The sequence below is a fragment of the Peribacillus sp. BM1 genome, from assembly GCF_056679975.1.
Genome location: NZ_CM155259.1, coordinates 2,929,493 through 2,955,315, shown reverse-complemented (window position 1 = coordinate 2,955,315; position 25,823 = coordinate 2,929,493). Strand labels below are relative to the sequence as shown.

At 37.3% G+C, this 25,823-nt stretch carries 18 protein-coding genes, 6 pseudogenes and 1 riboswitch; of the genes and pseudogenes, 2 read left to right on the top strand and 22 right to left on the bottom strand.

Going from position 1 to position 25,823, the window contains the following annotated elements:
• Positions 1-53 precede the first annotated feature (53 nt).
• The 3 genes from AC1MGI_RS14275 to AC1MGI_RS14265 form a co-directional block, all read right to left on the bottom strand.
• Positions 54-1,463 (bottom strand): MFS transporter, encoded by a 1,410-nt coding sequence (locus AC1MGI_RS14275; protein ID WP_480345822.1) that lies wholly within the window; start codon positions 1,461-1,463, stop codon positions 54-56.
• A 386-nt stretch (positions 1,464-1,849) separates the two neighbouring features.
• Positions 1,850-2,710: a sugar phosphate isomerase/epimerase family protein gene (locus AC1MGI_RS14270; RefSeq protein ID WP_480345821.1), complete on the bottom strand. Its 861-nt coding sequence runs from the start codon at positions 2,708-2,710 to the stop codon at positions 1,850-1,852.
• Between the two features lie 129 nt (positions 2,711-2,839).
• A complete protein-coding gene (locus tag AC1MGI_RS14265) occupies positions 2,840-4,000 on the bottom strand; it encodes a Gfo/Idh/MocA family protein (protein WP_480345820.1) in 1,161 nt (386 codons plus the stop codon).
• A 261-nt stretch (positions 4,001-4,261) separates the two neighbouring features.
• Between AC1MGI_RS14265 and AC1MGI_RS14260 the strand changes: the two genes are divergently transcribed.
• Complete coding sequence (locus tag AC1MGI_RS14260) at positions 4,262-5,476, top strand: helix-turn-helix transcriptional regulator (protein WP_480345819.1); 1,215 nt, start codon at positions 4,262-4,264, stop codon at positions 5,474-5,476.
• Positions 5,477-5,567: 91 nt separating this feature from the next.
• On the opposite strand, the gene AC1MGI_RS14255 is transcribed toward AC1MGI_RS14260, so the two are convergent.
• The 18 genes and pseudogenes from AC1MGI_RS14255 to AC1MGI_RS14170 form a co-directional block, all read right to left on the bottom strand.
• Complete coding sequence (locus AC1MGI_RS14255) at positions 5,568-6,794, bottom strand: MFS transporter (protein WP_480345818.1); 1,227 nt, start codon at positions 6,792-6,794, stop codon at positions 5,568-5,570.
• Positions 6,795-7,354: 560 nt separating this feature from the next.
• Positions 7,355-7,726, bottom strand: a pseudogene (locus AC1MGI_RS14250) (tRNA-dihydrouridine synthase); the annotation flags it as partial.
• Positions 7,717-8,088, bottom strand: a pseudogene (locus AC1MGI_RS14245) (HNH endonuclease); the annotation flags it as partial. The pseudogenes AC1MGI_RS14250 and AC1MGI_RS14245, both read right to left, overlap by 10 nt.
• 117 nt (positions 8,089-8,205) lie before the next feature.
• Entirely contained in the window at positions 8,206-8,826 is a 621-nt protein-coding gene (locus AC1MGI_RS14240; RefSeq protein WP_480345817.1) for a recombinase family protein, read from the bottom strand.
• A gap of 291 nt (positions 8,827-9,117) precedes the next feature.
• Entirely contained in the window at positions 9,118-10,821 is a 1,704-nt protein-coding gene (gene acsA, locus AC1MGI_RS14235) for an acetate--CoA ligase (protein ID WP_480345816.1), read from the bottom strand.
• A 38-nt stretch (positions 10,822-10,859) separates the two neighbouring features.
• Positions 10,860-11,093, bottom strand: a pseudogene (locus AC1MGI_RS14230) (ABC transporter ATP-binding protein); the annotation flags it as partial.
• Between the two features lie 50 nt (positions 11,094-11,143).
• Entirely contained in the window at positions 11,144-12,502 is a 1,359-nt protein-coding gene (locus AC1MGI_RS14225; protein ID WP_480345815.1) for an LLM class flavin-dependent oxidoreductase, read from the bottom strand.
• A gap of 164 nt (positions 12,503-12,666) precedes the next feature.
• Positions 12,667-13,329 carry a carboxymuconolactone decarboxylase family protein gene (locus tag AC1MGI_RS14220; RefSeq protein WP_480349794.1) on the bottom strand — a complete coding sequence of 221 codons (663 nt, stop codon included), beginning with the start codon at positions 13,327-13,329 and terminating at the stop codon, positions 12,667-12,669.
• Positions 13,330-13,637: 308 nt separating this feature from the next.
• A complete protein-coding gene (locus AC1MGI_RS14215) occupies positions 13,638-14,930 on the bottom strand; it encodes an O-acetylhomoserine aminocarboxypropyltransferase/cysteine synthase family protein (RefSeq protein WP_480345814.1) in 1,293 nt (430 codons plus the stop codon).
• Positions 14,931-15,297: 367 nt separating this feature from the next.
• A pseudogene (locus AC1MGI_RS14210) lies at positions 15,298-15,438 on the bottom strand (IS4 family transposase); the annotation flags it as partial.
• A 407-nt stretch (positions 15,439-15,845) separates the two neighbouring features.
• Positions 15,846-16,511 (bottom strand): methionine ABC transporter permease, encoded by a 666-nt coding sequence (locus AC1MGI_RS14205; protein WP_480345813.1) that lies wholly within the window; start codon positions 16,509-16,511, stop codon positions 15,846-15,848.
• Positions 16,511-17,560 carry a methionine ABC transporter ATP-binding protein gene (locus tag AC1MGI_RS14200; protein WP_480345812.1) on the bottom strand — a complete coding sequence of 350 codons (1,050 nt, stop codon included), beginning with the start codon at positions 17,558-17,560 and terminating at the stop codon, positions 16,511-16,513. Before AC1MGI_RS14200 ends, AC1MGI_RS14205 begins: the two co-directional genes overlap by 1 nt.
• 14 nt (positions 17,561-17,574) lie before the next feature.
• Positions 17,575-18,396 carry a MetQ/NlpA family ABC transporter substrate-binding protein gene (locus tag AC1MGI_RS14195; protein ID WP_480345811.1) on the bottom strand — a complete coding sequence of 274 codons (822 nt, stop codon included), beginning with the start codon at positions 18,394-18,396 and terminating at the stop codon, positions 17,575-17,577.
• Between the two features lie 87 nt (positions 18,397-18,483).
• Positions 18,484-19,818: an LLM class flavin-dependent oxidoreductase gene (locus tag AC1MGI_RS14190; protein ID WP_480345810.1), complete on the bottom strand. Its 1,335-nt coding sequence runs from the start codon at positions 19,816-19,818 to the stop codon at positions 18,484-18,486.
• Positions 19,819-19,830: 12 nt separating this feature from the next.
• Positions 19,831-21,021 (bottom strand): acyl-CoA dehydrogenase family protein, encoded by a 1,191-nt coding sequence (locus tag AC1MGI_RS14185; protein WP_480345809.1) that lies wholly within the window; start codon positions 21,019-21,021, stop codon positions 19,831-19,833.
• Between the two features lie 417 nt (positions 21,022-21,438).
• Positions 21,439-21,539: riboswitch (SAM riboswitch) on the bottom strand.
• A gap of 234 nt (positions 21,540-21,773) precedes the next feature.
• Positions 21,774-21,878: pseudogene (locus tag AC1MGI_RS14180) on the bottom strand (tyrosine-type recombinase/integrase); the annotation flags it as partial.
• A 466-nt stretch (positions 21,879-22,344) separates the two neighbouring features.
• Positions 22,345-22,917: a cyclophilin-like fold protein gene (locus tag AC1MGI_RS14175; RefSeq protein WP_480345808.1), complete on the bottom strand. Its 573-nt coding sequence runs from the start codon at positions 22,915-22,917 to the stop codon at positions 22,345-22,347.
• A 317-nt stretch (positions 22,918-23,234) separates the two neighbouring features.
• Entirely contained in the window at positions 23,235-24,275 is a 1,041-nt protein-coding gene (locus AC1MGI_RS14170; protein WP_480345807.1) for an NAD(P)-dependent alcohol dehydrogenase, read from the bottom strand.
• 320 nt (positions 24,276-24,595) lie between these two features.
• On the opposite strand from AC1MGI_RS14170, the gene AC1MGI_RS14165 reads away from it, so the two are divergent.
• Positions 24,596-25,003 (top strand): MerR family transcriptional regulator, encoded by a 408-nt coding sequence (locus tag AC1MGI_RS14165; RefSeq protein WP_480345806.1) that lies wholly within the window; start codon positions 24,596-24,598, stop codon positions 25,001-25,003.
• Positions 25,004-25,563: 560 nt separating this feature from the next.
• On the opposite strand, the pseudogene AC1MGI_RS14160 reads toward AC1MGI_RS14165, so the two are convergent.
• Positions 25,564-25,797, bottom strand: a pseudogene (locus AC1MGI_RS14160) (LysR family transcriptional regulator); the annotation flags it as partial.
• Positions 25,798-25,823 lie beyond the last annotated feature (26 nt).

Sequence of the window (25,823 nt, the reverse complement as noted above, 5' to 3'; positions counted from 1 at the left end):
TCTAGGTATCTCTTTTCTCAAATAACCATGATTAAAAGGTTACTTTATCCAGATTATTTCACTTCACTTCTTCTCTTAGCTAAATCTGCCGTTAACTGCTCAGTACGTTTTTTATTTAATGGATAAAGGAACATGATAAGTAATCCAACAACCAAAAAGCCAATGCCCAACCACAACGTATTAAGTGCAAATATTCCGTTAAGCGTTTCTTCTGTTTGTTCACCAAGGGAAGCGTTATATCCTACTGCAGCAAGAGCAAAACCGCCAATACCTCCGGCAATTGCCTGCCCTACTTTACGGAAAAATGAGTAGATAGAGTAAACCGTTCCATCTTCACGAGTACCTGTTAGGTATTCTTGGTAATCAATACAATCTGTAACAAATGCCCAAATTGCTGTTGAAAAGAAGCACAAAGCAAAGTAAGCAACTGATGAAAGAATAATATAGGTGGTTAGTGACATATTCGGCATAAAATACATCACAGCGAAGATAGCCCCGCTAATTACCATGGATATTCCTGATATTTCTTTTTTACCGACTTTTTTTGCTAATGGAGTAATCATAGGAATGACAGCCAATGCTGCAACCATTTGAAGAGCGAAGACTAAACTCAATGACTTTGCATTTCCAAAATAATCTTTAACCAAGTAAGTGGTTACCGCTCCTTGTAACATTGATACAACTAATAAAAGTAATGCTGATATTAAAAGAACTAATAATGGTTTATTTTTTATAAGGCCTTTTGCCGTTTTTCTAAAGTCCAGTTTTTCTTTTTGATCATTAGAATCAAGAATTCTTTCCGTTGATAATTTATAGCAGGCAATGTAGCTAGAAAGAGAAAGAATGGCAAAAATAATAGCTCCAATTAGAAAACGGTTTCCATCTGCCTTATTATCGACAAACAGGATTAGCGGCGCTGCTGAACCAACGATTAGATAAGATAAGTTTCCACCCAGGGATCTCCAAGTAGATAAGCTTGTACGCTCTACTGGATCATTGGTGATGACAGATGCCATCGCACCATAAGGAATATTTACTGTGCTGTAGAGAGTTCCCCACACAATATAGGTAGCGAACGCCCATGCCATATGAAAACCATCTGACATACCAGGGATTTTCACAAACATTAAAACACCTGATAATACAAGCGGAAAAGACATTCTTAGAATCCAAGGTTTAAATTGACCATGTTTCCCAGGCTTTCTTGAATCTATAAAACGGCCCCAAGTTACATCGGCAAACGCATCCCACAGCCTCGCTATTAAAAATAGAACCCCTACTGCTGCAGCACTAATATGAAGAACATCCGTATAATAAACCATTAAATACATAGAAGTTAATCCAAAGAAGAAATCATTCCCGAAATCACCAAACAAATATCCAATTTTGTCTCTTAAACCAAATTTCCTGACTGTAACAGTAGAAACAGTTTTTTCATTTTTTGCTTCTGCAAGAAGTCCCATCGTTCCAACCCCCAATTATTTGTTAAAATAATTTCTAGTAACCTAAAAGTTTAATGAAGATCACTCAATACCTCCGGAATAGTATCTTTGTAATGTTCATCGAATTAGCATAGGTTTATATTAATGTTTTGTTAGCGTTTTCACATCCGATATTGTTGTTTTTTATAAAAAATTGAAAAACTTTATATTTAGCACTTTATCCCATATTAAAAGTCTCTCCTACATTGCCATTGGATTTACGGACTGGGAAAAAATTATAAAGTGGAAATGAAAATCAGCGTGATTGATTATATATAGGAGGAGGAAAAACTGTTCGTATCAATAAAACATTGAAAACCTGATAAACCAAGTGGTTCATTAGGTTTCAATGCTTGCGATATATGTGTTTAGAACCAATCAGCATATCCCATTTTTCTTAAGTTTTCAGCAGAAACCTTTAAGCAGTCAAATGGATCGCGTCCGTATTGTTCGTCTTGTTCAACTAAGAAATATTTGGCACCTGCTTCAAGGCCAGCATCAATAATGGCAGGGAAGTTAAGATTTCCTTCGCCTACCTCCGCAAATTGAATGGTGCTCATAAAGGCATCATCAAAATTAGCCCAACTTTTAAAGTCAACTTTACTTAAATCCATTTTTCCGATGCGGTAATCCTTCAGATGTAATAAGGAAATACGGTCTTTATACTTTCTCACAAACTCTACTGGGTTCTCACCTGCTCTTTGAATCCAGTGTACATCTAATTCAAATCCTAGTTTAGTTGTATTATCTTTCATTATATCCAATAGATAGACTCCATCAAATTTTTGAAATTCAAGATGGTGGGTGTGATAATATAATTCTATTTCCTGCTCTGCGAGGCGGTGTGCCATTGCTTCCGCTCTTTCAATGAATCCCATAATTTTATCTTTATCGTCCATTAGATGGATAGACATCATCCCGATTCTTAAATAATTACAATCTAATACTTTACAATCATTTATAATCTTATCAAAATCTGCTGACAGTGTTTCTCCAGGGTCTCCAGGAACCATTGGTTCTAGGCCTGCAGACAGCGCAGCAATTTTAATATCAAAATCTTTGCTTGCCCTTTTTAGCTCTGCAACGTTTTCAGCCGTCATTGGAACTTGTGAAACCTCGACAGCGCGATAGCCTAATTCGGCTATTCTTCGCATTATTTCATATGCACCAAGATCAACAACCTTGTCTTTTACTGTATACATTTGTACGCCAATTTTCCCCTTATTCATCTTGTTACAACCTCCATTTTTATATCTTGTTTTAATTGGGATGGTTTCCCGAGCATCAATCATTTGAATGATTGGCAATCTTCACTAAAAAACTCATAGCTTGGATACTATGAGTTTTTTAGTGAAAAATTAATGTAATACCGGCTGTTTCTTTTCTTCTTCAATTTTCTTATTTAATTCAGCCAAATACAGGTCTTCATCAACTGGAATTTCTACTTCCTTTCCTAACCAGCTTGATAGATGTATCGCATTTGCAAGCCCTACCCCGTTAATTCCATCCGTTCCAGGGGCAATTAGTGGCGTTCCTTCAATAATATTAGCAGCAAAATTTTCTAAAACAGTTATATGCTGAGCTCCCCAAACGCTTTCAAATTCAAGTACTTCTTCACTGTAGATTTCACCCATGTCAATACTCTGGTAGACTTTTTCAATATCTGCCCAACTAATCGACGCATTCATTTCATTTTCAGAATTTTTAAGACGCTTAATCATAATTTTCTTGCTATCATCCACAACAATTTTTCCTTTATCACCTAGAATTTCAAAACGGTCAGTGCCAAGAATATCATGTGTACAAGTAATAAAGACACCTGTTGCTCCATTACCATAATCAAGGATTGTAGTAACTTCATCTTCTACTGCAATATTTCTTTGATATCCATATTTCACATTTGAGGACACTTTCTTTGGCATACCGCAAATCCATTGCAGCAGGTCAATTTGGTGTGGTGCCTGGTTAACAAGTACACCGCCTCCTTCGCCGCCCCATGTAGCTCTCCATGCACTTTGATCATAGTATCCTTGTGGTCTCCACCAGGTTGTAATGATCCAGTTTGTACGGCGGATTTTGCCAATTTCACCATTATCAATAATTTCCTTTAACTTTATATACAGTGGATTTGTGCGTTGGTTGAACATAATAGCAAAAGTTAATTCGGGTTTTGTTGCCGCAAATTCGTTTAATTCTCGAACTTGTTTTGTATAAACACCGGCTGGTTTTTCTAACAATATGTGAATGTTTCTTTTTAACGCTTCTATTCCCATTTTAGGGTGGAGGAAATGTGGAACAGCTGTTACGATTGCATCCACATTGCCACTTTCAAGCATGTCGATATAGTTGTCATAAAAAGGAACATCCGAATAGTTTTCAGCACACATGGCTTTTTTCTCGGGGTCAATGTCACAAATAGCTCCGATTACCATGTTTTTAACTTTTCCTTCAGCAATAAAGTCAGCATAAGCACCGCCTTGTGCACCAATTCCAATAATGCCTAATCTTACTTTTTCCATTATACATTCTCCTTACTGTTGATTTGTTTATCTGATGTCTTAAAAGAATAATAAAAATATGCTCCTCAAACCACGATGATTTAATAGAAATCTATCGTAATTTAGGATAAGTTAATATTAATGTTTTGTTAGCGATATCACATCTAATATTGTTGTTTTTTATTCAAAATCCAACAACTTTATCCCGTTTAAAATTTTAAGTAGTTAGAATAGAATAGTCGTGGTAATATATTAAAAAATGCAGATAGAGAAGGTATAGTAATGATTGAAAATGAACTTACAGAAAAATGCCAGATAATTAAAAATGCCTTTAAAATTGATGTACAGTTTATTGATAAAGACTTGAACCAAATTTTGCATATCTCTGAGGATGCTGAACCGTTAATTATTACAGAAACAAGGAAAAGCATGTACCCCTTTTTCCATGAAGCGCTATTAGGGGCCAAAATAAATAGTTTCTGTTTCTATACAGATTCTTTTCATCTATCCTACATCGCTATTGGTATTAAAGAAGAGAAACACTATCAAGGAATGACCATTGTTGGTCCATTTCTAACTGAAAAAGTTAATGACCATTTTCTATGGAGTGTTTTGAAGAAGAATAATTTAGTGCAAAGCTGGATCAAACCTTTAGAAAATTACTACAAATCCATTACCAATGTTGGGTCAACATCCATGGCGTTAGCTGATGCTTTTGTGAATATATTTGCAAATCCTCATTTAGGTTCCCATCTTATAACAATTGATAGTAATCATGTAGACAAAAATTATGAAGTGCTTCCGTTACAAGAAGTTGAACAAAAAGAGGAAAAGAGTACTAATTTAAGATATGAACTTGAAAAGAAATATTTGCACTTCATAGAAACAGGTGATACAGAAAAAGCACTGGCAATGTTAGTTCAATTTTCAGGTGATTTTGATTATAGAATACCTGGAAATCCATTGAGAGCAAGAAAAAATGTTACTTTTAGCTCCAACTCCATTAATAGAATCACAGCCGGAAGAGGAAGTGTGCCACCACGATACTTACACGAAATTTCAGAAAAATTTTCCATCAAAATTGAGCAGGCTGTGACCATTTCTGAACTAGAAATGTTGGAAATAGCCATGTTAAAAGAGTATTCTAATGCGGTCAAAAATTTTGCCATAAAAGGCCATAGTTCGGCTGTAAAGAAAGCTCTCATGTATATAAATATCCACTTCCATGAAAACATTAATTTACAATCCGTAGCAGATGAAATTTGTTTTAATCGTACCTATTTAGCTAAAAAATTTAGAGAAGAGATGAACATGAGCGTGATCGATTATATTCAGAAAAAACGTATTGATGAAGCAGCCTTTCTGCTTGAACAAGGGAGGCAATCTATTACTGTGATCAGCGAACAAGTAGGATTTAGCAGTTATAATTATTTCTGCAAAGTTTTTAAGGACACAAAGGGAATGACAGCTACAGAGTATAAAAGGGCAAAAGAGTAGACATCTTAAAATCACAAGCCTGCGAAGGATAAAAAACCACACCTTTTAATAAAAGAGGTGTGGTTTAACTGTTTACATCTTATTATTTTTACTAGCTTTGGTAAGCATTCAATACTTTTGTTTCTTCCATCTCTGCGTACCTGGTTGTATTCTCTTTGTGCAGAACACTAAAAACAATAATATCAACGAGCATCATAAAAGCTGTAATCATAAATGTCACTGTAAATCCGAATTTAGTTGAAATCACTCCTAATACAATGGAGCCCACTGCGATACCTATATCCATTGCAGCGAAAATGGTAGCGTTAGCAGCACCTCTCCTCTCCGGTTCTGCTAACTCCATTGCTATAATACTAATGATTGCAAAACCAGAGCCACTCCCGAACCCATAGAGAAAGGCTGCAATTATCATAAAAGGTAAAGAGTATGCAAACGCTAAAAGTAAAAATGCTAGCAGCTGCATAATTAATCCTGCGATAAAAACTTTACGTACCCCATATGTTTGAACAATTTTTCCAGTTATAAAAGAAACGGTAACCGCGGAAGCTGCATAGAATGTAAAAAATAAGCCGATATCCTCAATTCCGCGCATTTTCCCATAAATGGGTATAAATGCCAAAATAGCAGATAAACCAAAGGCTAAAAAGAGTTGATAGATTGCTGGTTTCAAGGCTGTTTTTTCAAATAAGGTTTTAATGTTTATTTTTTTCTTTGTTTTTATTTGTTCTCCAACAATTTTTTCTTCCTTTTTTTCATAATTGATTAGATAAGTAAGAACTATGCTTAACAGAACTAACACGAAGGCTACATTAAATGTTATAGAATAGCTAAACGTATTGATAAGGTAAAGTGACGCTAAAGGCCCAACAGCTATTGTAAGATTCGTTGCAACACCAAACATACTAATCCCTTCTGCCAATCTCGAAGCTGGCGTTACATCCGCTATAACCGTAGGTCCTGAGGTTGTAAGCGCACTAGAGGAAAGGCCATGAATGATCGCCAAAACTAAAATCGCTGTTATGGAGGCTACAAGTCCATAGAATAGTGACGCTATGGCTAAAGCAATTGTCCCTATTAGAATGATAAGCTTCCTAGTTTTCACATCCATAAGGTTCCCTAGAATTGGTCGAAGAACTAGGGAAGTCGTGCTAATTACAAATACAAATGCACCTGCAGTAGATGCGTTACCACCAATTTCAAGGGCATAAAGAGGAATCGTTGTGATCAAAATATAGTCAGCAAAGAAGAAGATAAAAGCAATTAAATTGATCGCAATATATTGGCTGTTCAATAACTTTTCAGTTTTGTTATTTATCATTTTTTTGTTCCTCTCTTAATCCAATAGCCATTGTATTTGTCCCTTTAAATATTTATTTATATTTATGATATTCTCATTTCCAAGACCATCATAATTTGATCTAAATATATAGTAGTCTTATTAGGACAATTTCACATCCATTATTGTTGGGTTTTATCCAATTATGAAGAACAAGTTAAAACTCATTATTATTAAAAATAAATAGCGATGACTGACCCCTTACGAAGTTCGTTGGATTTTGTCGAATAATTATTAATTAATTTCTGTTTCCTTTTAAAAACAGAAAGGGCTCAGTACATCAATCGACTGAGCCTAATTTTATCTAATTTTTTCTATGAGCTGTACTACAAACTCCAACATGTGCAGAGTATATGTGGCAACACAAGGGTGCTGGTGGGTTTATTACATTCTTAAGACCTTTTTCTTTCAGACTTTATCAAAACAAAAGTTGCCGGCTGCAAAGGAACTTGAAACTGAATAAAATAAGTACACATGAGTTGATGTGATTCATTTTTTCTCTAACTTTTTGAGAGTTACATCATTTCACTGTCCCCGTCCCATCAACATTCTTTTCCAAAGTTATCAAGCAATGCACGCACTTCATCTGTTGATTTCGTGTTCATCAATTGACTTCTTAATTCACCAGCTCCACGGAATCCTTTGACATAAATTTTGAAAAAGCGATGAAGCCCTGTGATTGAACGTGGCAGTGCTTCCGCATATTGATCTTGAAGATCAAGCTGCAGTCTTAAAAGATCAAGGTATTCTTTACTGCTATGATCTTTTGGCTCTTTTTCAAAAGAAAAAGGATTTTTAAAAGTACCTCTCCCAATCATAACTCCATCAATACCATATTGTTCCGCAAGCTGCAGCCCAGTTTGACGGTCAGGAATGTCTCCATTGATTGTTAGCAGCGTATTCGGTGCGATACGCTAATCAGTTCAAGCAATTTAATCGCCAGTTCTTCGTTACATGGATATAAATAGCCTTGATTCCCATTTGCATCTTGCTGGAATGGTGAATATTTAATCGGTAATAATGGCAAGATCTCATTAAACTTCGACTTTGCAAGATAGATGGTTTGCTATCGGCTTTACAGCTTTCACTAGCAATGCTAATAGCAACAAATATTTCCTTTCACATAGTGAAATACTCGATATCCTTCCTTTACTTCCGTCATCCGTTGCCATGAATGTGGTACATTTCCTCCTTTATCTTGTTGTGGAGACCAAATAATACCTAGATCTTTTTCTTCCTCGTAAGTGTGCCCTTGCATAACAATAAAATTATTCAAATTGCTTCCCCCTAAACCACGTGCCTGTTTCTTTATTTTCTATTGTATATGGTACTTTTAAATTATTGAAAAGCATCTGCTTATCGACAATGCTCCTTTTTTGACGTGTTTCTTCTATTATATATAAACCTTTTTAATGACATTTTCATATTCCTTAACCAATTTATAAAAAGTCGTCTTTTTAACATTTAATTCTTCCATCGCTTTAACAGCGGTCATCTCTCCTGCTTTCCAACGATCATAGACTTCTCTGAATTCTTCAGTAACCTCAACTTTAGGTCGACCAAATACTGTTCCATTTTGCATAGCCAAATCAATGCCCTCACGCTGCCGTTTTCGAATTCGATCCCTTTCTTCTTCCGCCATCCAGGATAGAATCTGCAAAACAAGATCCGCAATGAAAGTTCCTAAACTATCCTTAAATTGAGTAGTATCGAGCAAAGGCATATCTACCACCACAATATCGGCCTGTATGTTCTTCGTGATGTCATTCCACTCCTGTAAAATCTCTTCTTTGTTCCGCCCAAAGCGATCCAAGGAATGGATATATAGCACATCTCCTTTTCTCAACATCCGTTTAAGCAACTGATATTGAGTTCGATTAAAGTCCTTTCCACTTTGTTTGTCCATGAAAATATCTCGTTCGCCTATTCCCTTTTCTTTCATGGCCTCAAGTTGTCGTCCCTCGTTTTGATCCTTGCTGCTAACTCGTATGTATCCAAACTTTCGAACGTCCATCTGTATCTACCTCATTTTCATACCGTTTACTATTATTCTACTAAAAAACGTTCGTAAAAGTATATGAAAATTAGTGGTCGTTCGTAAATCTTTTTCGAAGTTTTATGAACGTACAAAACAGCTGATTTAAAGAAAAAACAACCCGTTCGCAAAAGTGTACTTTTACGAACGGGGTAACGATATCTATGCTATTTAAAGTAGAAAGTGACTTCTTTATCCGTTCACTACTAGAATTCGGGCAGTATTGGACTTTATCTTGTTTAGCAGACTCTTCTGTCCCAATTCAGGAGATTAGACACCGACTTTTTGAAGTTCCCTTGCCTTTAATTCACGTCGAAGGATTTTTCCGCTAATCGGCGTCTTAGGCAACTCCTCAAGAAATTCAATTTCTCTTGGTGCCGCATGAGCTGCAAGTCCACTTCGTACAAATTGGCGGAGCTCTTGCAGTAACGCATCACTTGCTTCATAGCCATTCTTTAAGACGATAAACGCCTTCACGATTTCCCCTCTCACCGCGTCTGGTTTTCCAATGACACCCACTTCTGCAACAGCTGGATGTTCGATCAATTTACTCTCCACTTCAAACGGACCGATTCGTTCACCTGAAGAATTGATCATATCGTCGCTCCGGCCTTGGAAGAAGATATAGCCGTTGTCATCGATTGTCGCCAAATCACCAGACACATACCACCCCTCGAACGGGAAGTACGTCGAATACTTAGCAGGGTCTTTCCACACTTCTCGCATCATGGCAGGCCAATTTGCTTTCAAAGCTAAATTACCAACTTCACCAGGCGCAAGCTTTTCGCCATCTTCTCCTAGAATCGCCGCTTCAATTCCTGGAAATGGTCTTCCCATCGATCCTGGAATAATCTTCTCGGATGGCAGATTAACAATGAGTTGAGCCCCTGTTTCTGTCATCCACCACGTATCATGGATACGATTGGACAACGTTTTGACCCCCCAACGGATCACTTCTGGATTTAACGGCTCGCCCACGCTTAAAACATGCCGGATCTTTGACAAATCATAAGTCGCTGTCTTTCCATCCCCTTCTGCCATCAACATTCTGAAAGCCGTCGGCGCACTATACCAAACTGTGACACCAGATTTCTCCAACACGGAATACCATTCATCGGCATTAAATCTACCGCCGTGAATTATAATCGTTGCCCGGTTAAGTAGTGGTGCGAAAACACCGTATACCGTTCCTGTCACCCAACCAGGGTGGGCGGTGCACCAATACACATCCTCTTCTTTCAAATCCAATACCCATCTCCCTGTAATGTATTGTTGGATCATTGCTCGATGCGCATGGACAATTCCTTTCGGGCGACCTGTCGAACCACTCGTATAATGAATATTAAGCGCATGTTCTAAATCCACCCACTCGATGATTTCTTCTTCAACTTCAACAACTCGCGCTTCCGCAAATAACGAAATCTCATCACTATTGCATTGTTCTGGTTCCGCCGTTATCAAAACCGTTTTCAGTGACGGCAATTCCGCACGCGGCACCCGTTTCATCAACTCTGGTGAAGCAATTAAATAAGTCCCCTCACAATCAGCAATCCGCTCCTTCACTGCGTCTTCCATAAACGCTTCAAAAAGCGGTCCGACAACAGCACCAAGCTTAATTGCGGCGAGCATTGCGATATGGCAATCGGGATGCTTTGATAAAAAGATAAAGACGAAGTCCCCTTTTTTCACCCCTTGCTTTTTCAAAACAGTAGCCCAGTGATCAGATTTCTCTTTCAATTCGCGATACGTTAATGTATACTCTTCATTTTCTCCAAAATAATGTAGCGCGACTTTCTCCCCAAACCCTTCCACGACATGGCGATCCACACATTCATAGGCCATATTCACTTTTCCAGTAACAGACCAACTAAAATTCGATTCAAGTTTTTCCCATGTGAAATCCTCTCTTGATGGAAGATCAGCTGTTATATTATAATTTCCTTCATATGGATAAATCACTTCTTCATTTTCCATGTTTAGTCAACCGCCTTTTCGATATGTAATAATTCTAGTATTTCCGCCTGCAAAGTCCCGGGCTGACCACCGAGGATGAAAATCCGGTCACATAAGTAAAGTGCTTCGTCAATGTCATGCGTAACGACCACCATCGTCGTTAAACGTTTCTTTTGAATTTTTAACAATAAATCTTGCAGTTGCATTTTAGTGAAAGCATCGAGCGCACTAAACGGTTAGTCAAGAAGTAAGACATCGGGCTGGCCAATAAGTGCACCTCCAATTGTTAGTTGTGTCTAACAATTGGGTTGCAGTTCATTTCGAGCGGGTCGCTGTTGTATTTTTATGATGTAATATTTACGCGGCCGATTTGTTTTGCGGGATGGCTATTAGTCAGTTGGTCATTGCCAAATAGATTGTTGCGGAAGGTGCCTTCTTCATATTCCTTGCGAACCAATCCGCGTTCCTGTAAGACGGGAACGACTAATTCCACGAAATCTTCAAAGGACCCAGGCGTGATGGAATAGACGATGTTAAACCCATCGACGTCCGCATAGTCCATCCAGTATTCCAACTCATCGGCGATCTGATGAGGATCACCGACAATGACCGGACCTAGACCGCCCAATGCGACTTCGTCTGCAATTTCATTCGGCGTCATGCCTGCAAAGCCTTTTAAAATGGAGCGCATTGCATCGTTTTGAATGTATTCAACTTTTTCATCCGGATCCACTTTTGACAAATCGACACCTGTCCATCCGCCGACTAGCGCGAATGCTCCATCACGGCTGATGTACCGCTTGTAATCTTCATATTTCGCCTGCGCTTCTTCGGTGGTCGGCGCGGTAATCGGTGTAATGGCTGCAATCACTTTGACATCATCCGCGGGTCGTCCGGATTGCACGATCTCTTGTCGGAAAGTGGCAACGATATTTTTCGTTTTTTCCGCTGAAGTGGATGAAATAAAAACAAGCTCCGCATGATTCGCAGCGAATTTTCGTCCACTAGAAGAGGCGCCCGCCTGGATGATGACAGGGGTCCGTTGCGGCGATGGCTCACATAAATGGTTGCCCGGCACGCTGAAGTATTTTCCATCATGATCTATGTCGTGAATTTTGGAAGGGTCTGCGTAAATGCCTTTCTCTTTATTCACAACAACGGCATCGTCTTCCCAGCTTGTTTCCCATAATTTATAGACAACTTCCATATATTCTTCAGCTCTTGCATAGCGCTCGTTGTGGCTTGTTTGCTGTGCCAGTCCGATATTTTTCGCAGCGCTATTCAAGTAAGACGTGACGACATTCCAACCGATTCTCCCATTCGTTAAATGATCCAACGTCGATATTTTTCTTGCGAACGTATAAGGATGCTCGTGTGTTGTGGAAGCCGTCAGTCCAAAACCGAGATGTTTTGTAACAGACGCCATGACAGGTATAACGAAAGCAGGATCGTTTGCAGGCACTTGGACACCATTCACAATTGCCGGATCCCTTGACCCTTGATACACATCATAAACGCCGAGCACATCCGCAAGAAAGACGGCATCGAAACGTCCTTTTTCCAAAAGTTTCGCAAGATGCGTCCAATAATCGATGGACTTATACCCCGGTGTGTTGTCCTCCGGATGTCTCCACAATGCATGGGATTGAAACCCTGCACAATTCATTTCAAACGCATTTAAATACATTCTTTTCTTTGTCATGTTATCGGCTCCTAACTTTTTAATTTTTGATCATGTCTTTCTAATTTGACCTTAGGTGTTTTCCTGGTATTAATTATTTCCTGATTAAAATCTGCTTTATTTATGTAGATCTAACCCTCTATATCATTCTAATAAACGAATGTACATGATAAAAACTCTTAATATTAATTTTCTGAATCAAATGCATTTAAAGCATTAACACTGTGAGCCAATGCTGAACCTGCTTTTAAAGCTGTTGCGACCATAATAGATTCTGCAACTTCTTCTTTAGTTGCATTTGCATGCTTTGCCCCTTTTGTATGAACGTCAATACAATATGGGCATCCTGTTGTGTGAGCAACCGCAACGGCGATTAATTCCTTTTCTTTAACGCTTAATGCTCCTTCTTTCATTGATTTTTGATCAAAATCAACAAATGAGCTAAAAATATCTCCATTTAGTTTTGAGAATTCTTTTAATCTGCTAAAGTAAGAGGCTTTGTATAAATCTTCGTCACCATTTCCATCATAAGCGTTTAAAGCATTTACACCATGAGCTAGTGCTGAACCTGCTTTTAATGCAGTGGCAACTAAAATAGCTTCTGACATTTCTTCCTTAGAAATATCTTGTGATTTTCCGTTTTTTACATGAACCTCGATGCAGTATGGACACCCTGTTGTATGAGCTACGGCAATGGCGATTAATTCCTTTAACTTTTTTGTTAATTTCCCTTCTGATAACGCCAGTTTGTCAAATTGTACAAAGGCTTTGAATACTTCTGGTGCTAGGTCGTTTAATTCTCCAAGGCGATTGAAATAAGACTTATTATATAATCCATTATTACTCATCATTAATTCCTCCCTAATATATATCTTAGTTGATGAAACTCTCTTTACTTTTTCGCTATTTGTAATAAAATGCAATTTAGTAACTGTGGTAACCATATATACCTACTAAGGGTCGGCTCTATTTTCAGTTCATCAAAGAACCGACATTAAAATCATACTAAGCTAAGGCTTGTTATATATATATTTACTAATTTTTCACCAGCAAACTAATATACATACAAATCAAGATACATTCCAACTCGAATTGGAATCCTCTAGCTGTCTAGCCGGCTTGTTATATTTAACAAAACATTAATAAAGTCTATTATCTATAGTATTAATGCCTGTTGTGCTTTTACAATTGCTTGATCTAAATCAGCAATAATATCTTCTACTGCTTCTAGGCCAATAGATAAGCGAATGAGCTCTTCAAATACGCCTGCAACTTTTAATTCTTCAGCAGATAATTGTTGATGGGTCGTAGAAGCTGGGTGGATAATTAACGATCTTGCATCCCCTACGTTTGCTACATGTGAGAATAACTCTACGCTATCAATTAAGCGACTACCTGCTTCACGACCACCCTTAATGCCAAATGTCAAGATAGAGCCGTAGCCATTTTTTAAGTATTTGTTGGCAAGTTTATGTGATGGGAAGTTTTCAAAAGCATTATAGTTTACATATTCCACCGATGGGTGATTTTGTAAATATCCAGCCACTTTCAGTGCATTATCGTTTTGTTTGGCAACACGCAAATGAAGCGTTTCTAAACCTTGTAGGAAATTAAATGCAGCATCCGCACTTAATGTTGGACCGAAATCACGTAATAATTGAACACGCAGTTTTGTGGCAAATGCAGCATCCGCTGTGTCTATTCCATAACGTAAACCATGGTAGGATTTATCTGGTTCTGTAAAGCCGGGGAAACGGCCTTGTGTCCAGTCAAATTTACCCGCATCTACAACTACCCCACCAATTGTTGTACCATGCCCGCCAATCCATTTTGTTGCTGAATGGACGACTACATCTGCTCCAAAGTCAATTGGGTTTGAGCCATATGGTGATGGAAAAGTATTATCGATAATTAACGGTAAGCCATACTCATGTGCAATATTGGCTACTGCTTCAATATCTAAAATATTTAAACTTGGGTTACCAACTGCTTCTGCAAAAATAGCTTTTGTATTTTCCGTGATTGCTACACGGAAGTTTTCTGGATTTGTTTCATCCACGAATGTTGTTTTAATACCATAATTAGGTAGTGTGTTCGCGAATAAATTATATGTGCCACCGTAAAGTGAGCCAGCTGCAACGATTTCATCGCCCGCTCTAGTAATGTTTAAAATAGAAAATGCGATTGCAGCCATCCCTGATGAAAGTGCTACTGCAGCCGTTCCTTTTTCTAATAATGCTACACGTTTTTCAAATACGTCCACTGTTGGATTCATAATACGTGAATAAACATTACCTGGTTCCTGTAATGCGAAAAGACGTTGCGCATGAGCAGTATCTTGGAACCCATAAGCCGTTGTACGGTAAATCGGTACAGCGATTGCTCCTGTTACAGGATCAGGCTGTTGTCCACCATGTAATAATAGAGTTTCTGGTTTAAAATTTGTCATTGAATAATTCCTCCTAGTTAGATATTTAAGATTTTACATTACGGTAGCTAGTTCAATTTTTTATGGCCAAACAATCTCGTTTTTAAATTTGTCAACAAGTAGATGCGTTAATATATCCTATAATTCATAGTTGAAAACCTTGTTTTAAGGATATAACAATTCTATTATTCGACATAATAATTATCAATTAATTTAAAATATTTACCCATTTAATATTTTTGTTAATTTTCAGAATTATAGAACCGAGGTGTAGCTCGGTTTACCACTTAGATGTAAGTTAATTATGACATTGATAAATCAATATAGCATAACACCTTAATTCTATCGCTTGCTATAGCTTTAAACTATATCTATGATTATTATTCAGCCGTAATGAATACAGAGCGTGTACGTAATTCGTTGGTACTTCTTTTGATGGTGTGTTTGTGATATATACGTTGATTCCCATTAGTTGTTTACTTTTTTCTTTCATGACAATACCTTTCTTTTTCTCACGTACAGCTTGGTTGTAGCTACCTGAATATAATAAGTCTATACCAAGTGCCAATCCCAACAATGTAGTGCTGGCTGCGTATCTAAGCTATTTCCCTTAGACTTTCATGGATCAGGATACCCGTTGATCAATTTAATATAGATAACTTTAATAAAAGAACAAAGGAAAAGAGCATGTTTTGATAAAGATTGATCAAAACACGCTCTTAATATATCCCGATACTTACTACTCCTTATTCCTTGTAATTTTTTAGCCATCAGTGTTTATAAAATGGCAAGTTAATCCTAGTTCCTTTTGCTTTGCATCCCATTTTATCATCGAAATACTTTTTAATAGCTTAGATTGGGATTTTAATTGAATAGTTTTTAAACATTTTCTTTTTATCCAAAATAAATTCCCCTTATGTGACAGTATGGATCTTTTCATACCGTTTTCTTCAATTTTTTCGCAGCAAAATTACCAAAGGATTGAACGATTTGAACGAGTACGATTAAAATGGCAACCGTACCAAACATGACAGGTAAATCCCATTGTTGATAACCATATCTAAGGGCTAGATCACCGAGCCCTCCTGCTCCAATAACACCAGCCATTGCTGTCGCCCCAATTAAACCAATTAGAGCAATTGTCATACAAAGTAAAATTCCCGGACGTGCTTCTCTTATGATGATACGAGTAACGATTTGTAAACGAGATGCCCCCATTCCTCGATACGCTTCAATGATTCCATAATCTACTTCAAGTAAAGCTGTTTCGACCAGTCTTGCAATATATGGAGCAATGTACACAATAAGCGGAACGATTGCTCCTGGAATTCCGATTGATGTGCCTACAATCAATTCGGTAAATGGAATGATAGCTAGCATTAAGATAATAAATGGTAACGATCGAATGATATTAATAATTGTATTTAATATATGAAACAACCATTTATTTGGAGCAAGATGATTAGGTCTTGTTATAACTAGTAAAACTCCTAAAGGAATCCCGATAATTGTTGCAATGATAAGTGAAATGACGACCATTAAAGTTGTTTCATATAAAGATAACGTAAATAACGAGAGCAGTTCATCAAATCGATTCATCATTACGCTAATACCTCCACAGGTTTTTCATTGATTTCCCAACTTACTTCAACATGATACACCGTATCTTGTAAATATGTTATAGCTTGCTTAAGCTGATCATCGTCACCTGAAATATGAACTAATAAAATCCCTAAGGGAATTCCTTTTAGGTAGGTAATGGAACCATGTACTATATTATTCGTAACAGAATATTCTGACGATACTGTGTTTAGGACAGGATTTAAAGCAGAATCACCCCGAAAGGCTAAACGTAAAATATAGGAATGACCAAATTTCCGTAAATTCTCTAGCATTTCTTCAGTAATCGTATCATCATATAGATTCCGTAAGAAGTTTTTCGTGGTTACTTGTAACGGACGGCTAAAAATGTCAAGGACCGTACCTTGTTCAATCACTTCTCCTTTATCCATCACAGCCACACGATCACATGTTTTTTTAATAACATCCATTTCATGTGTTATGAGAACGATTGTTAAACCTAGCTTTTTATTAATATCTAACAGTAATTCCAGTATCGAATCTGTCGTTTGTGGATCCAATGCAGATGTTGCTTCATCACATAATAAGATTGCAGGGTCCATCGCTAATGCTCGGGCAATACCGACTCGTTGCTTTTGACCGCCTGATAATTGGGCAGGATATTGCATTTTTTGATCCTCTAATCCGACAAGCGCAAGCAAATCTCCCACTTTTCGTTCAATTTCCTTCTTTGGCACATGGTTCATACGAAGAATTTCGGCGACATTATCGAACACATTATAAGAAGAGAGAAGATTAAACTGTTGAAAAATGATACCGATTTTTTTTCTTACGGTTCTTAATTCTTTTTCATTTAATGTTAAAAGATTTCTCCCATTAATGATTACTTCACCGCTTGTTGGTTTTTCAAGCAGATTGATCATTCTGAGTAAAGTACTTTTTCCTGCTCCGCTAAAGCCAATTACGCCAAAAATTTCGCCTTTCTCGACACGAATATTTACATTTTTCAATGCTTCAACTTCTGATTTACCCATTTTAAAAACCTTATTGATATTTTTTAACTCAATCATTTAGCTCTCCCTCCCTAATCAAGTTGAAAAGGATCATCCGTTACGATAATGACATCCTTGTATTTTTTCTCAATAAATTGCTTCACCGCATCTGAATGATACAATTCTGTAATTCTTTTATAATCTGCATTATCTTTATCTTTCTCCTTTGTTGCTACTACCATTGGGTATTCTGTTCCTGTCTCTAAATAGATCGATTCCTTCTTTGGATCTAATCCTTGACTATATGCGTTTGTGCTAGCAACCACTCCAACGTCAATGCTGTTCAATGTGCGTAGCATTAAAGGACCTTCTATTTCTTTAAAATAAAATTTTTTCGGATTACTTTCAATATTATTTAATGTTGCATGTGTAGAGGTGGACTTTACTGTAATTAATCCTGCTTCCTGATAAAGAAGTAATGAACGCTCTAAATTGATCGGATCATTTATTACCCCAAGTGTTGCTCCTTCAGGAATATCATCAATGCTCTTATATTCATTTGAGTAAATACCTATCGTACTATTATATGTGGAACCAATTGCGACAACAGGTGAATTACGATCTTTAACATATTGCCCTAAAAATTGTTTAGTTTGGAACATATTCAAATCTAATTCCCCACTGTCTAGAGAACGATTTGGCGTAATAATATCATTGAATTTAATTACCTCTAAATCGATTCCTTCTTTTTTAGCTTCCTCTTTTACAACATCCGTAATTTCCTCTGGTGGTCCTCCTGTAACGCCGATTCTTATTGTTCTTTCCTCTTTATTTCCAGTTGATTCTGAATTTGTACAACCAGTAATGAAGATAAGAATGGATAACATAAATACCGCTAATAATTTTTTGTTCATGTTTATTCTCCTTTAATTTTTTATTTAGGTATTTTTTAAAGTAGGAGAGACTCGTTTAAATTCTCTTACTCTCATAAAAATTTTATTTTAAACATTTTCTTTTAATTTAACTTTTGGATAATCCAAGCCAAGGTGATCCCTAAGCATTTTCCCTTCATAGTCTGTTCGGAAAAGACCACGGTTTTGCAATTCAGGTGTTACATAATCGACAAAGTCTTTAATTCCACCAGGGAAGTATGGGAATTTTACATTAAAACCATCACACGCTTCATTAAGGAACCATTCACTTAATTTATTGGCAACAAGGTCTCCTGAACCGACTACGAATAAGTGACCTTGTCCTCTAACAAAGAGTTTCGCTAATTGTCGAATCGTTAAATTTTCCTTTTTGGAAAGATCAGATAAGATTTTAAATCTTCCCTTTTCACCATTATATTGATCAATACTTGGAAAATCTGGTAGTAAAGAATCAGGAGAATATTGAATTAAATCTAAACCAAGATACCTTGATAGCATTCCAATTCCTAACTCCGGTAATATTAACTCTTGGAAGTGTTCATATTTTTCCTCCGCTTCCTTTTGAGTTTTTGCTGCAAACGGGACAACACCAGGCATAATTTTAAACTGATTTGGATCCCTTCCATAGCTAATCACCTTTTGCTTCATTTCTTTGTAAAAAACTTTACCTTCCTCTAAAGTGGAGGATGCAATTGTAAAAAATACATTCGCTACTTTGGCTGCAAAATCATTTCCTCTTGGGGATGCACCAGCAGATAGTAGAACCGGGTTCCCTTGAGGTGATCGAGGAATATTTAAGGGACCTCTCACTTTGTAATACTTTCCTTCAAAATGAATCGGATGAACCTTATCCCCATCTAAAAACTTCCCATTTTCACGATCAAATAATAATGTATCATCCTCCCAGCTATCCCAAAGCTGCTTCGTCACTTCGACAAATTCCTCACATCTTTCATATCTTAATGCATGATCCAAATGATTCGTTTCACCGTAATTCTGTGCTTCATTATCATGAGATGAAGTGACAATATTCCATGCTGCACGGCCACCGCTTAAATGATCAAGAGTCGAAAACTTCCTTGCCACATTATAAGGATGATGATAAGTAGTAGATAATGTAGATACTAAGCCAATTTTACTTGTTAAGGCAGCAAGTGTTGCCATAACCGTCGATGCCTCCAATCTGACTTGCGGTGTATATTCGAGATCTTCCACATTATGAGCAAGAACATCTGCGATAAAGAGCATATCGAACTTTCCTTTTTCGGCTAACTCCGCGATTTCTTTATACAAACTTAATTGCACTACTTCCTCCGTTTTTGTTTCTGGATAACGCCATGCTGCTAAATGATGTCCTAAATACGTTGTGAAAAAAGCACCTAAATGCATTTGTTTCTTCCCCATTAAAATCTCCTCCTATTGATGAACGATTTGTTTTTTTCGAAAATCTTCTATTGCACTTGAAGCAATTAGATTGACGACCATATCAGGATGCGGCGGATTGTAGGTTCCACATTGTATATCCCTGAAATACCTTTCTAATGGAAAATCTTTAGACAAAGCATTTCCGCCTGCAATGTTCATGGCCAACTCGACAATTTTCAATGCGTTATTACATATGGTATATTTTGCAATTGATACTTCATTAGATAACTTATTTCTCAAATCCGGATGGTTATCCCACTTCTCGGCTAGAGTATAAAGCAAAGTACGTGCAACACTTAGATGAATATCGATCTCACCTATTTTTTGTTTTACATGTGGCGCCTCTGAGATCATTTTTCCTAAACTAGGTGAAAATTTACTATCAGCATATTCAATAATAAAATCCCTTGCAGCAAAGGCGATTCCAAGATAGATAGCTGGGATTTGTAAGGAATAAGCTCTACTGAAATTTGTAAAACGGTTTTCTTTATCCACATAGGATAAGAGTGAGTTATTGGGCACAAAGACATTATTCAGCTCAATATCATGACTACCAGTACTCCTCATTCCTAAAGAGTCCCATGTGTGAATGATATTGACTGATGCATCTTTTTCTATTAAAAACTCCGCTACTTTATCTTCCTCCTCTATGTATGCTAGAACGGTAAAATGCTTTAAAATTGGTGACAAAGTGGCGAATGACTTTCTGCCAGTAATCACATATCCACCATATTTTTTTTTGGCAATTGTCGATGGCTTACCACCCCTTACAATATTGCCAGCCCCTCTTTCAGTAGCAAAAACATTCAACAAATTCCCATGCAAAACGGCATCTTGAGATAATTTCTGAAACACTTCTTCTTTCCAAGGTCGAGAAATGCTAAGATTAAAAAAAGTCATCAAATGCCAACCTACAGCTAAAGCCGTTGAACCTGAACCTTTAGCTAATTGTTCCTGAACTAGTAAAGTTTCATATAATGAAAGCTCATCGCCTCCATATTCCTTTGGTATCGTCAACTTCAAATACCCTTCTCTTTCTAATAATTCAAAGTGCTCAAAAGGAAATTCACCTGTTTCATCATATTTTGCTGCAGTTAATTGAATTTCATCAGCTATTCTCTTTGCATATTTTACAAGTTTTGCATCTTTTATATTTCGAATATAAATATCCTGTTCATGCATTGAAAATCCCCTCATTTCTATGTTTGTGCGCAAATCACTTCACTATTAATCTCTTTTCTTTTATATTTTTAGTATTTAGTTCGCACATCGGCACTTTGCTTGTTGATAAAAGAAATAGTTCATATTGAAATTAAGACTTTCGCTACTTTGGTAAGCTTTAGATTCATATAGGCACTTTAAATTTTATTTATTAAGCCCCAGTCATTTTTCCTATGATATATAGTGATGAACTGTAATAATCTCATAATCATTCCCACTAATTTTGTTTCATCGTTTTTCACCTACTCATTAATGTATCTTTGGTATATCAATTGCCAACACTAAAATAAGGTTTACCGATCAAATTACTTGGTATTTTTGCAAAAATAAACCCCTCCTAATAATAAGAAGAGGATAAAAGATTCGTTTCTTTTACTCTTCTCATCTTTCAAGCTTTCACTTGCTGGAATTGGCACAGTACTTTAAAGTCTGCTGCCGAGGTATCATTGGGCCAGTCCCTCCACCTCTCTAGATAAGAAAAAGATTAGATTAAATTGTTAAACTAAATTTAAATCATTTTATTTCTTGTGTCAATCAAATTTTTCTGAATTTTATAAAAACCAAAACATTATACTCTACCAACAAAGCGTGATGATCTTAATTAGTCAAATTGGATGACTTTGTAGTATGTAATGTAAAGATACCAATTTACCCTTCTAATTCTGTTCAGTTTTGAATAGAAATCCTCTCCTAAAATTTATTCTTTAACTCTTTTCTGAAGAAGCGTGAGATATTAATTCCTGCACCGTTAAAATATCGGCTCCGCCATTTGATATATTTACCGCATATGTGTGCCTAAACTGATGTGATTTGAAGTAAGAGAGATACCAGAATATTCACAAAGCAATCAAAGGCGGAAATGTCATTTTCGGACGTTTTGACCGTATGAAGAGACAATTAGAAGGTGTAAGAAAAGGGTAGGTGTTAAGCGTTGCTAATTTTGACCGTGAGGAGCAACTAAGGCAGCTACACGAAAAAAGCAAGCAACCAAAACCAAGGTCAAGGAAGCTATTAAACGCCTGACAAAGAACTCGAAAGTAATTAACTTTAATAGCGTGGCAGCAGAAGCCTACAGAATTTTCCCGTTCTTCATTTTCTGTAGTTTGTTGTTCATTCTCAGAACAGCCCGCAATTAAAGGTATTGCAAGCAAAAATATTGCTAAAATTTTTTTCAACTTCACTCACCTCTATCTTTCGAAAATCATTTCAGAACTAATCAACAAGGAATACAGTTTGCTTTGAAGAGAATTGGATTGAGGTCTTGAATGAATAGTAGCACTACATTTATTCCATTTTTTCAATAATCATTGTAAAATCACCGTTAAGATTTTCAAGCTTTTCTATACCAAATTCAATTTCCCCTAGTTTAATAAGCCCGTTTGAATATCCAAAATCCTTATAAAATATAGCTAAATTCCCCCATGGAGCATAATAAGTGAAGTCTCCAACTGTAGGGTCAATTCCTGATGGTGCCTCTTCAGTAGTTAATTTATTTTCTGGATAACTAATTTTTTCCGTTCCTGCATAATCTTCAAATGTTAATGTAAGTGGGAGTAATGATAAAAAATCCTTACTTGTTGGATTATCATCCATGTTGACAATGACTTCTTCATTGTTAAATGTTAATTTTATTCTCATATCTTCCATAGCATCTGACTCTTCATTATCAAGTGTAGAATCTTGGCTATCCTCGTTGTTTGATTCATCAGCTGTTACTCCTTGTTTGCTATTTTGATGGATAGTCAAACTTTCTTCGCTGCTTGTATTTTCTTTATTGTTCCTGCTATCGCAAGCTGTTAAAAACATTGAAGATACTGTGAGTGATAACAACAGTATCTGTTGAACGGTTTTTTTCATTATAGTCCCCTCAATTTAAAAATATGTTACATATACAAATTACTACATTTGGTAAAAAATACCTCAAAACAATGAGGCATTTTAAAATAGAAAGATATTCCTACCATTGTTGCTTCCGCAAGCTATCAAAAGTATTGAAATCGCTAAAGTAGATAAAAGAACCCATATGGGACTTCTCATCTCTGCCTCCTTATTTATCTTTGCATTAGTTGAAAAAGTATAAATATCTATGAAGTGATCATAGAGAAAAGGATGTCCAAAAGCTAAGCCATTTGGACACCCTCGTAATCTCTAACAGGGATGATGATTTATCCGATTCACATTGTACTTATGTCAATTACGAAACGATATTTCACATCTGAAGCCAATACACGTTCATAGGCTTCATCAATTTGATCGGCTGAAATTACTTCAATGTTAGGAACAATGCTATGCTTTGCACAGAATTCCAACATCTCCTGGGTCTCACGGATGCCGCCAATCAACGAACCTGCAAATGAGCGCCGCCGACCGATTAAGTTGATGGCGCTCACTGACAACGGTTCTGCCGGAGCACCAACGTTTACCAACGTGCCGTCAAGAGTCAGCAACCCTAAATAAGCATCTAGATTGATCTGGGCACTTACTGTATTGATGATCAGGTCAAAGGATTCCGCCAATTTCTCGAATGTTCCAGGATCGCTTGTGGCATAATAGTCTTTCGCACCAAACTGCAAGCCGTCTTCTTTCTTTTTCAGCGACTGTGACAGAACAGTCACTTCGGCGCCCATGGCGTGTGCAATCTTGACAGCCATATGGCCGAGGCCGCCTAGACCGACAACCGCCACTTTCTTCCCTGGTCCTGCACCCCAATGATTCAATGGAGAAAACGTTGTGATTCCGGCACACAGCAACGGTGCTGCGGCGTCAAGTTCGATGTTATCCGGAATTCTTAAAACAAAGTCCTCTGTGACGACAATATGGGTTGAATAGCCGCCTTGAGTCGGCTCGCCGTATTTGTCCACACCTGCATATGTAGGAATATTGCCCTTTAAGCAGTATTGTTCTTCGCCTTTACGGCAGTTCTCGCATTCGCCGCATGAGTCAACCATACAGCCGACCCCTACCCGATCACCCACTTTGTACTTTGTGACCTCTGCTCCTATCTCTGTGACAATTCCCGCTATCTCATGTCCGGGTACTAGCGGATAATTCACCGGTCCCCACTCGCCGTGGGCCGTATGGATGTCCGAATGGCAGATACCTGCAAATTTGATTTCAATCAGTACATCCTGCAAATCAAGGTCGCGCCGTATGATTTCCGTTTTTTGAAAAGTTTTGTCTGGACCGTCGATAGCCCGTGCTTTAACAGTTGACATATAAAAACCTCCTGTAATATAAATAGTTCACTAAAACCTGCATATAACGGATATAACGAAAGGATTCAAATGGAAATTCCCTTTCATTTCTTGCTATCCGTACTCACTGATCCTACAAAAACATAGTAACACTTATAGTTAACTCTAGGTCAAGGGATACGTTCTTTTCATTTAAAAACCTTCGGCAGACGTCTCTATCCCTGATGCTTTCCGCTTTCCTCAAATACAGTTTTGACCTATCACCTTAACGATGATATCCTTTCTTTAAACCATAGAGCTTGCTCGAAGTTTAAGAGATTTATAAAAGGAGGAAGTACAGGATGGCCACCTATTCAATCGGCGAAGTTGCAAAAAAGCTAAACCTTTCCGTATATGCCTTGCGCTACTATGACAAAGAGGGTCTCATGCCTTTTGTCGAACGGACCGCCAGCGGGAATCGCTTATTTAAAGAATCCGATATCAGCGCTTTAAAAATAATTGAATGCCTAAAAGCCACAGGTATGCCAATCAAAGAAATTAAACATTTTATCGATTGGTGTTCTGATGGGGATTCCACACTTCAGAAGAGATATGACATGTTTATGGAACGAAAAGCAATTGTTGAAACGCAGATGGAAGAACTGAAAAAAACAATGGAAGTCATCGAGCATAAATGCATGTACTACAAGACGGCTTTGGATGCCGGCACGGAAGATATCCATAAAACCGATAAAATTGAGATTTCCTAACCAATTGAAAGACACTTATATTCCATACTCATAGAATGCAGGTGTTTTTTGTATCCAACAATACCGCTTAAATTTATAAATTTATAAAAAACAGCTAGAAGTTATGCTCATTGAAGAACGAAATTTCTAGATGAATTCATTGCAATCAGTTCAACACAAGGACGGATCGTTTATTACGTAAGACGAATCAAGTATTGCTTACCGCTACAGATTTAAAACCTCTACTTGATCCGGATAAAGATAGTCAAGGCACATAGCAATATGAGCCTCCTCCTTGCCCCATATAATAGTACAAGCGCCACAACTCCAAAAATTACTCCATTCATTTCATCCTTAGAAAGGAGGTGATCCAGCCGCACCTTCCGATACGGCTATCTTGTTACGACTTCACCCCAATCAATCTGTCCCACCTTAGGCGGAGGACCGGGATGGACGCACCGCTGGTGTACCTGATATAAAGTTATGCCTAGAAGGCATATTGATAATAATGAATGGAAGTACTTCTTGCTTGCTATTCCGCATAGTCTGTTCTTAACAGCTATAGATAAATAGTTATGCTCTCATTCTTTCATAAACTCAATGTTTTTCTGATACGTTGGATCGATCCTTTGAGAATTTATGTTGCATCTCTTCAAAAAAACCTGGTGCTTCTTCCACACAATATTCAAGCCAGATTCAAGTCGTGGCTCCAGCGGCCGAAAACAAAGGTTCCGATCACTTGATGTATTGTCTATTTTATCCAGGGTGACTGCATAACCAATCCCCTCTTCGACCATAATGGCCGCATTATAGGCTTAATGACAGGGTTCTTGCTCTAGAC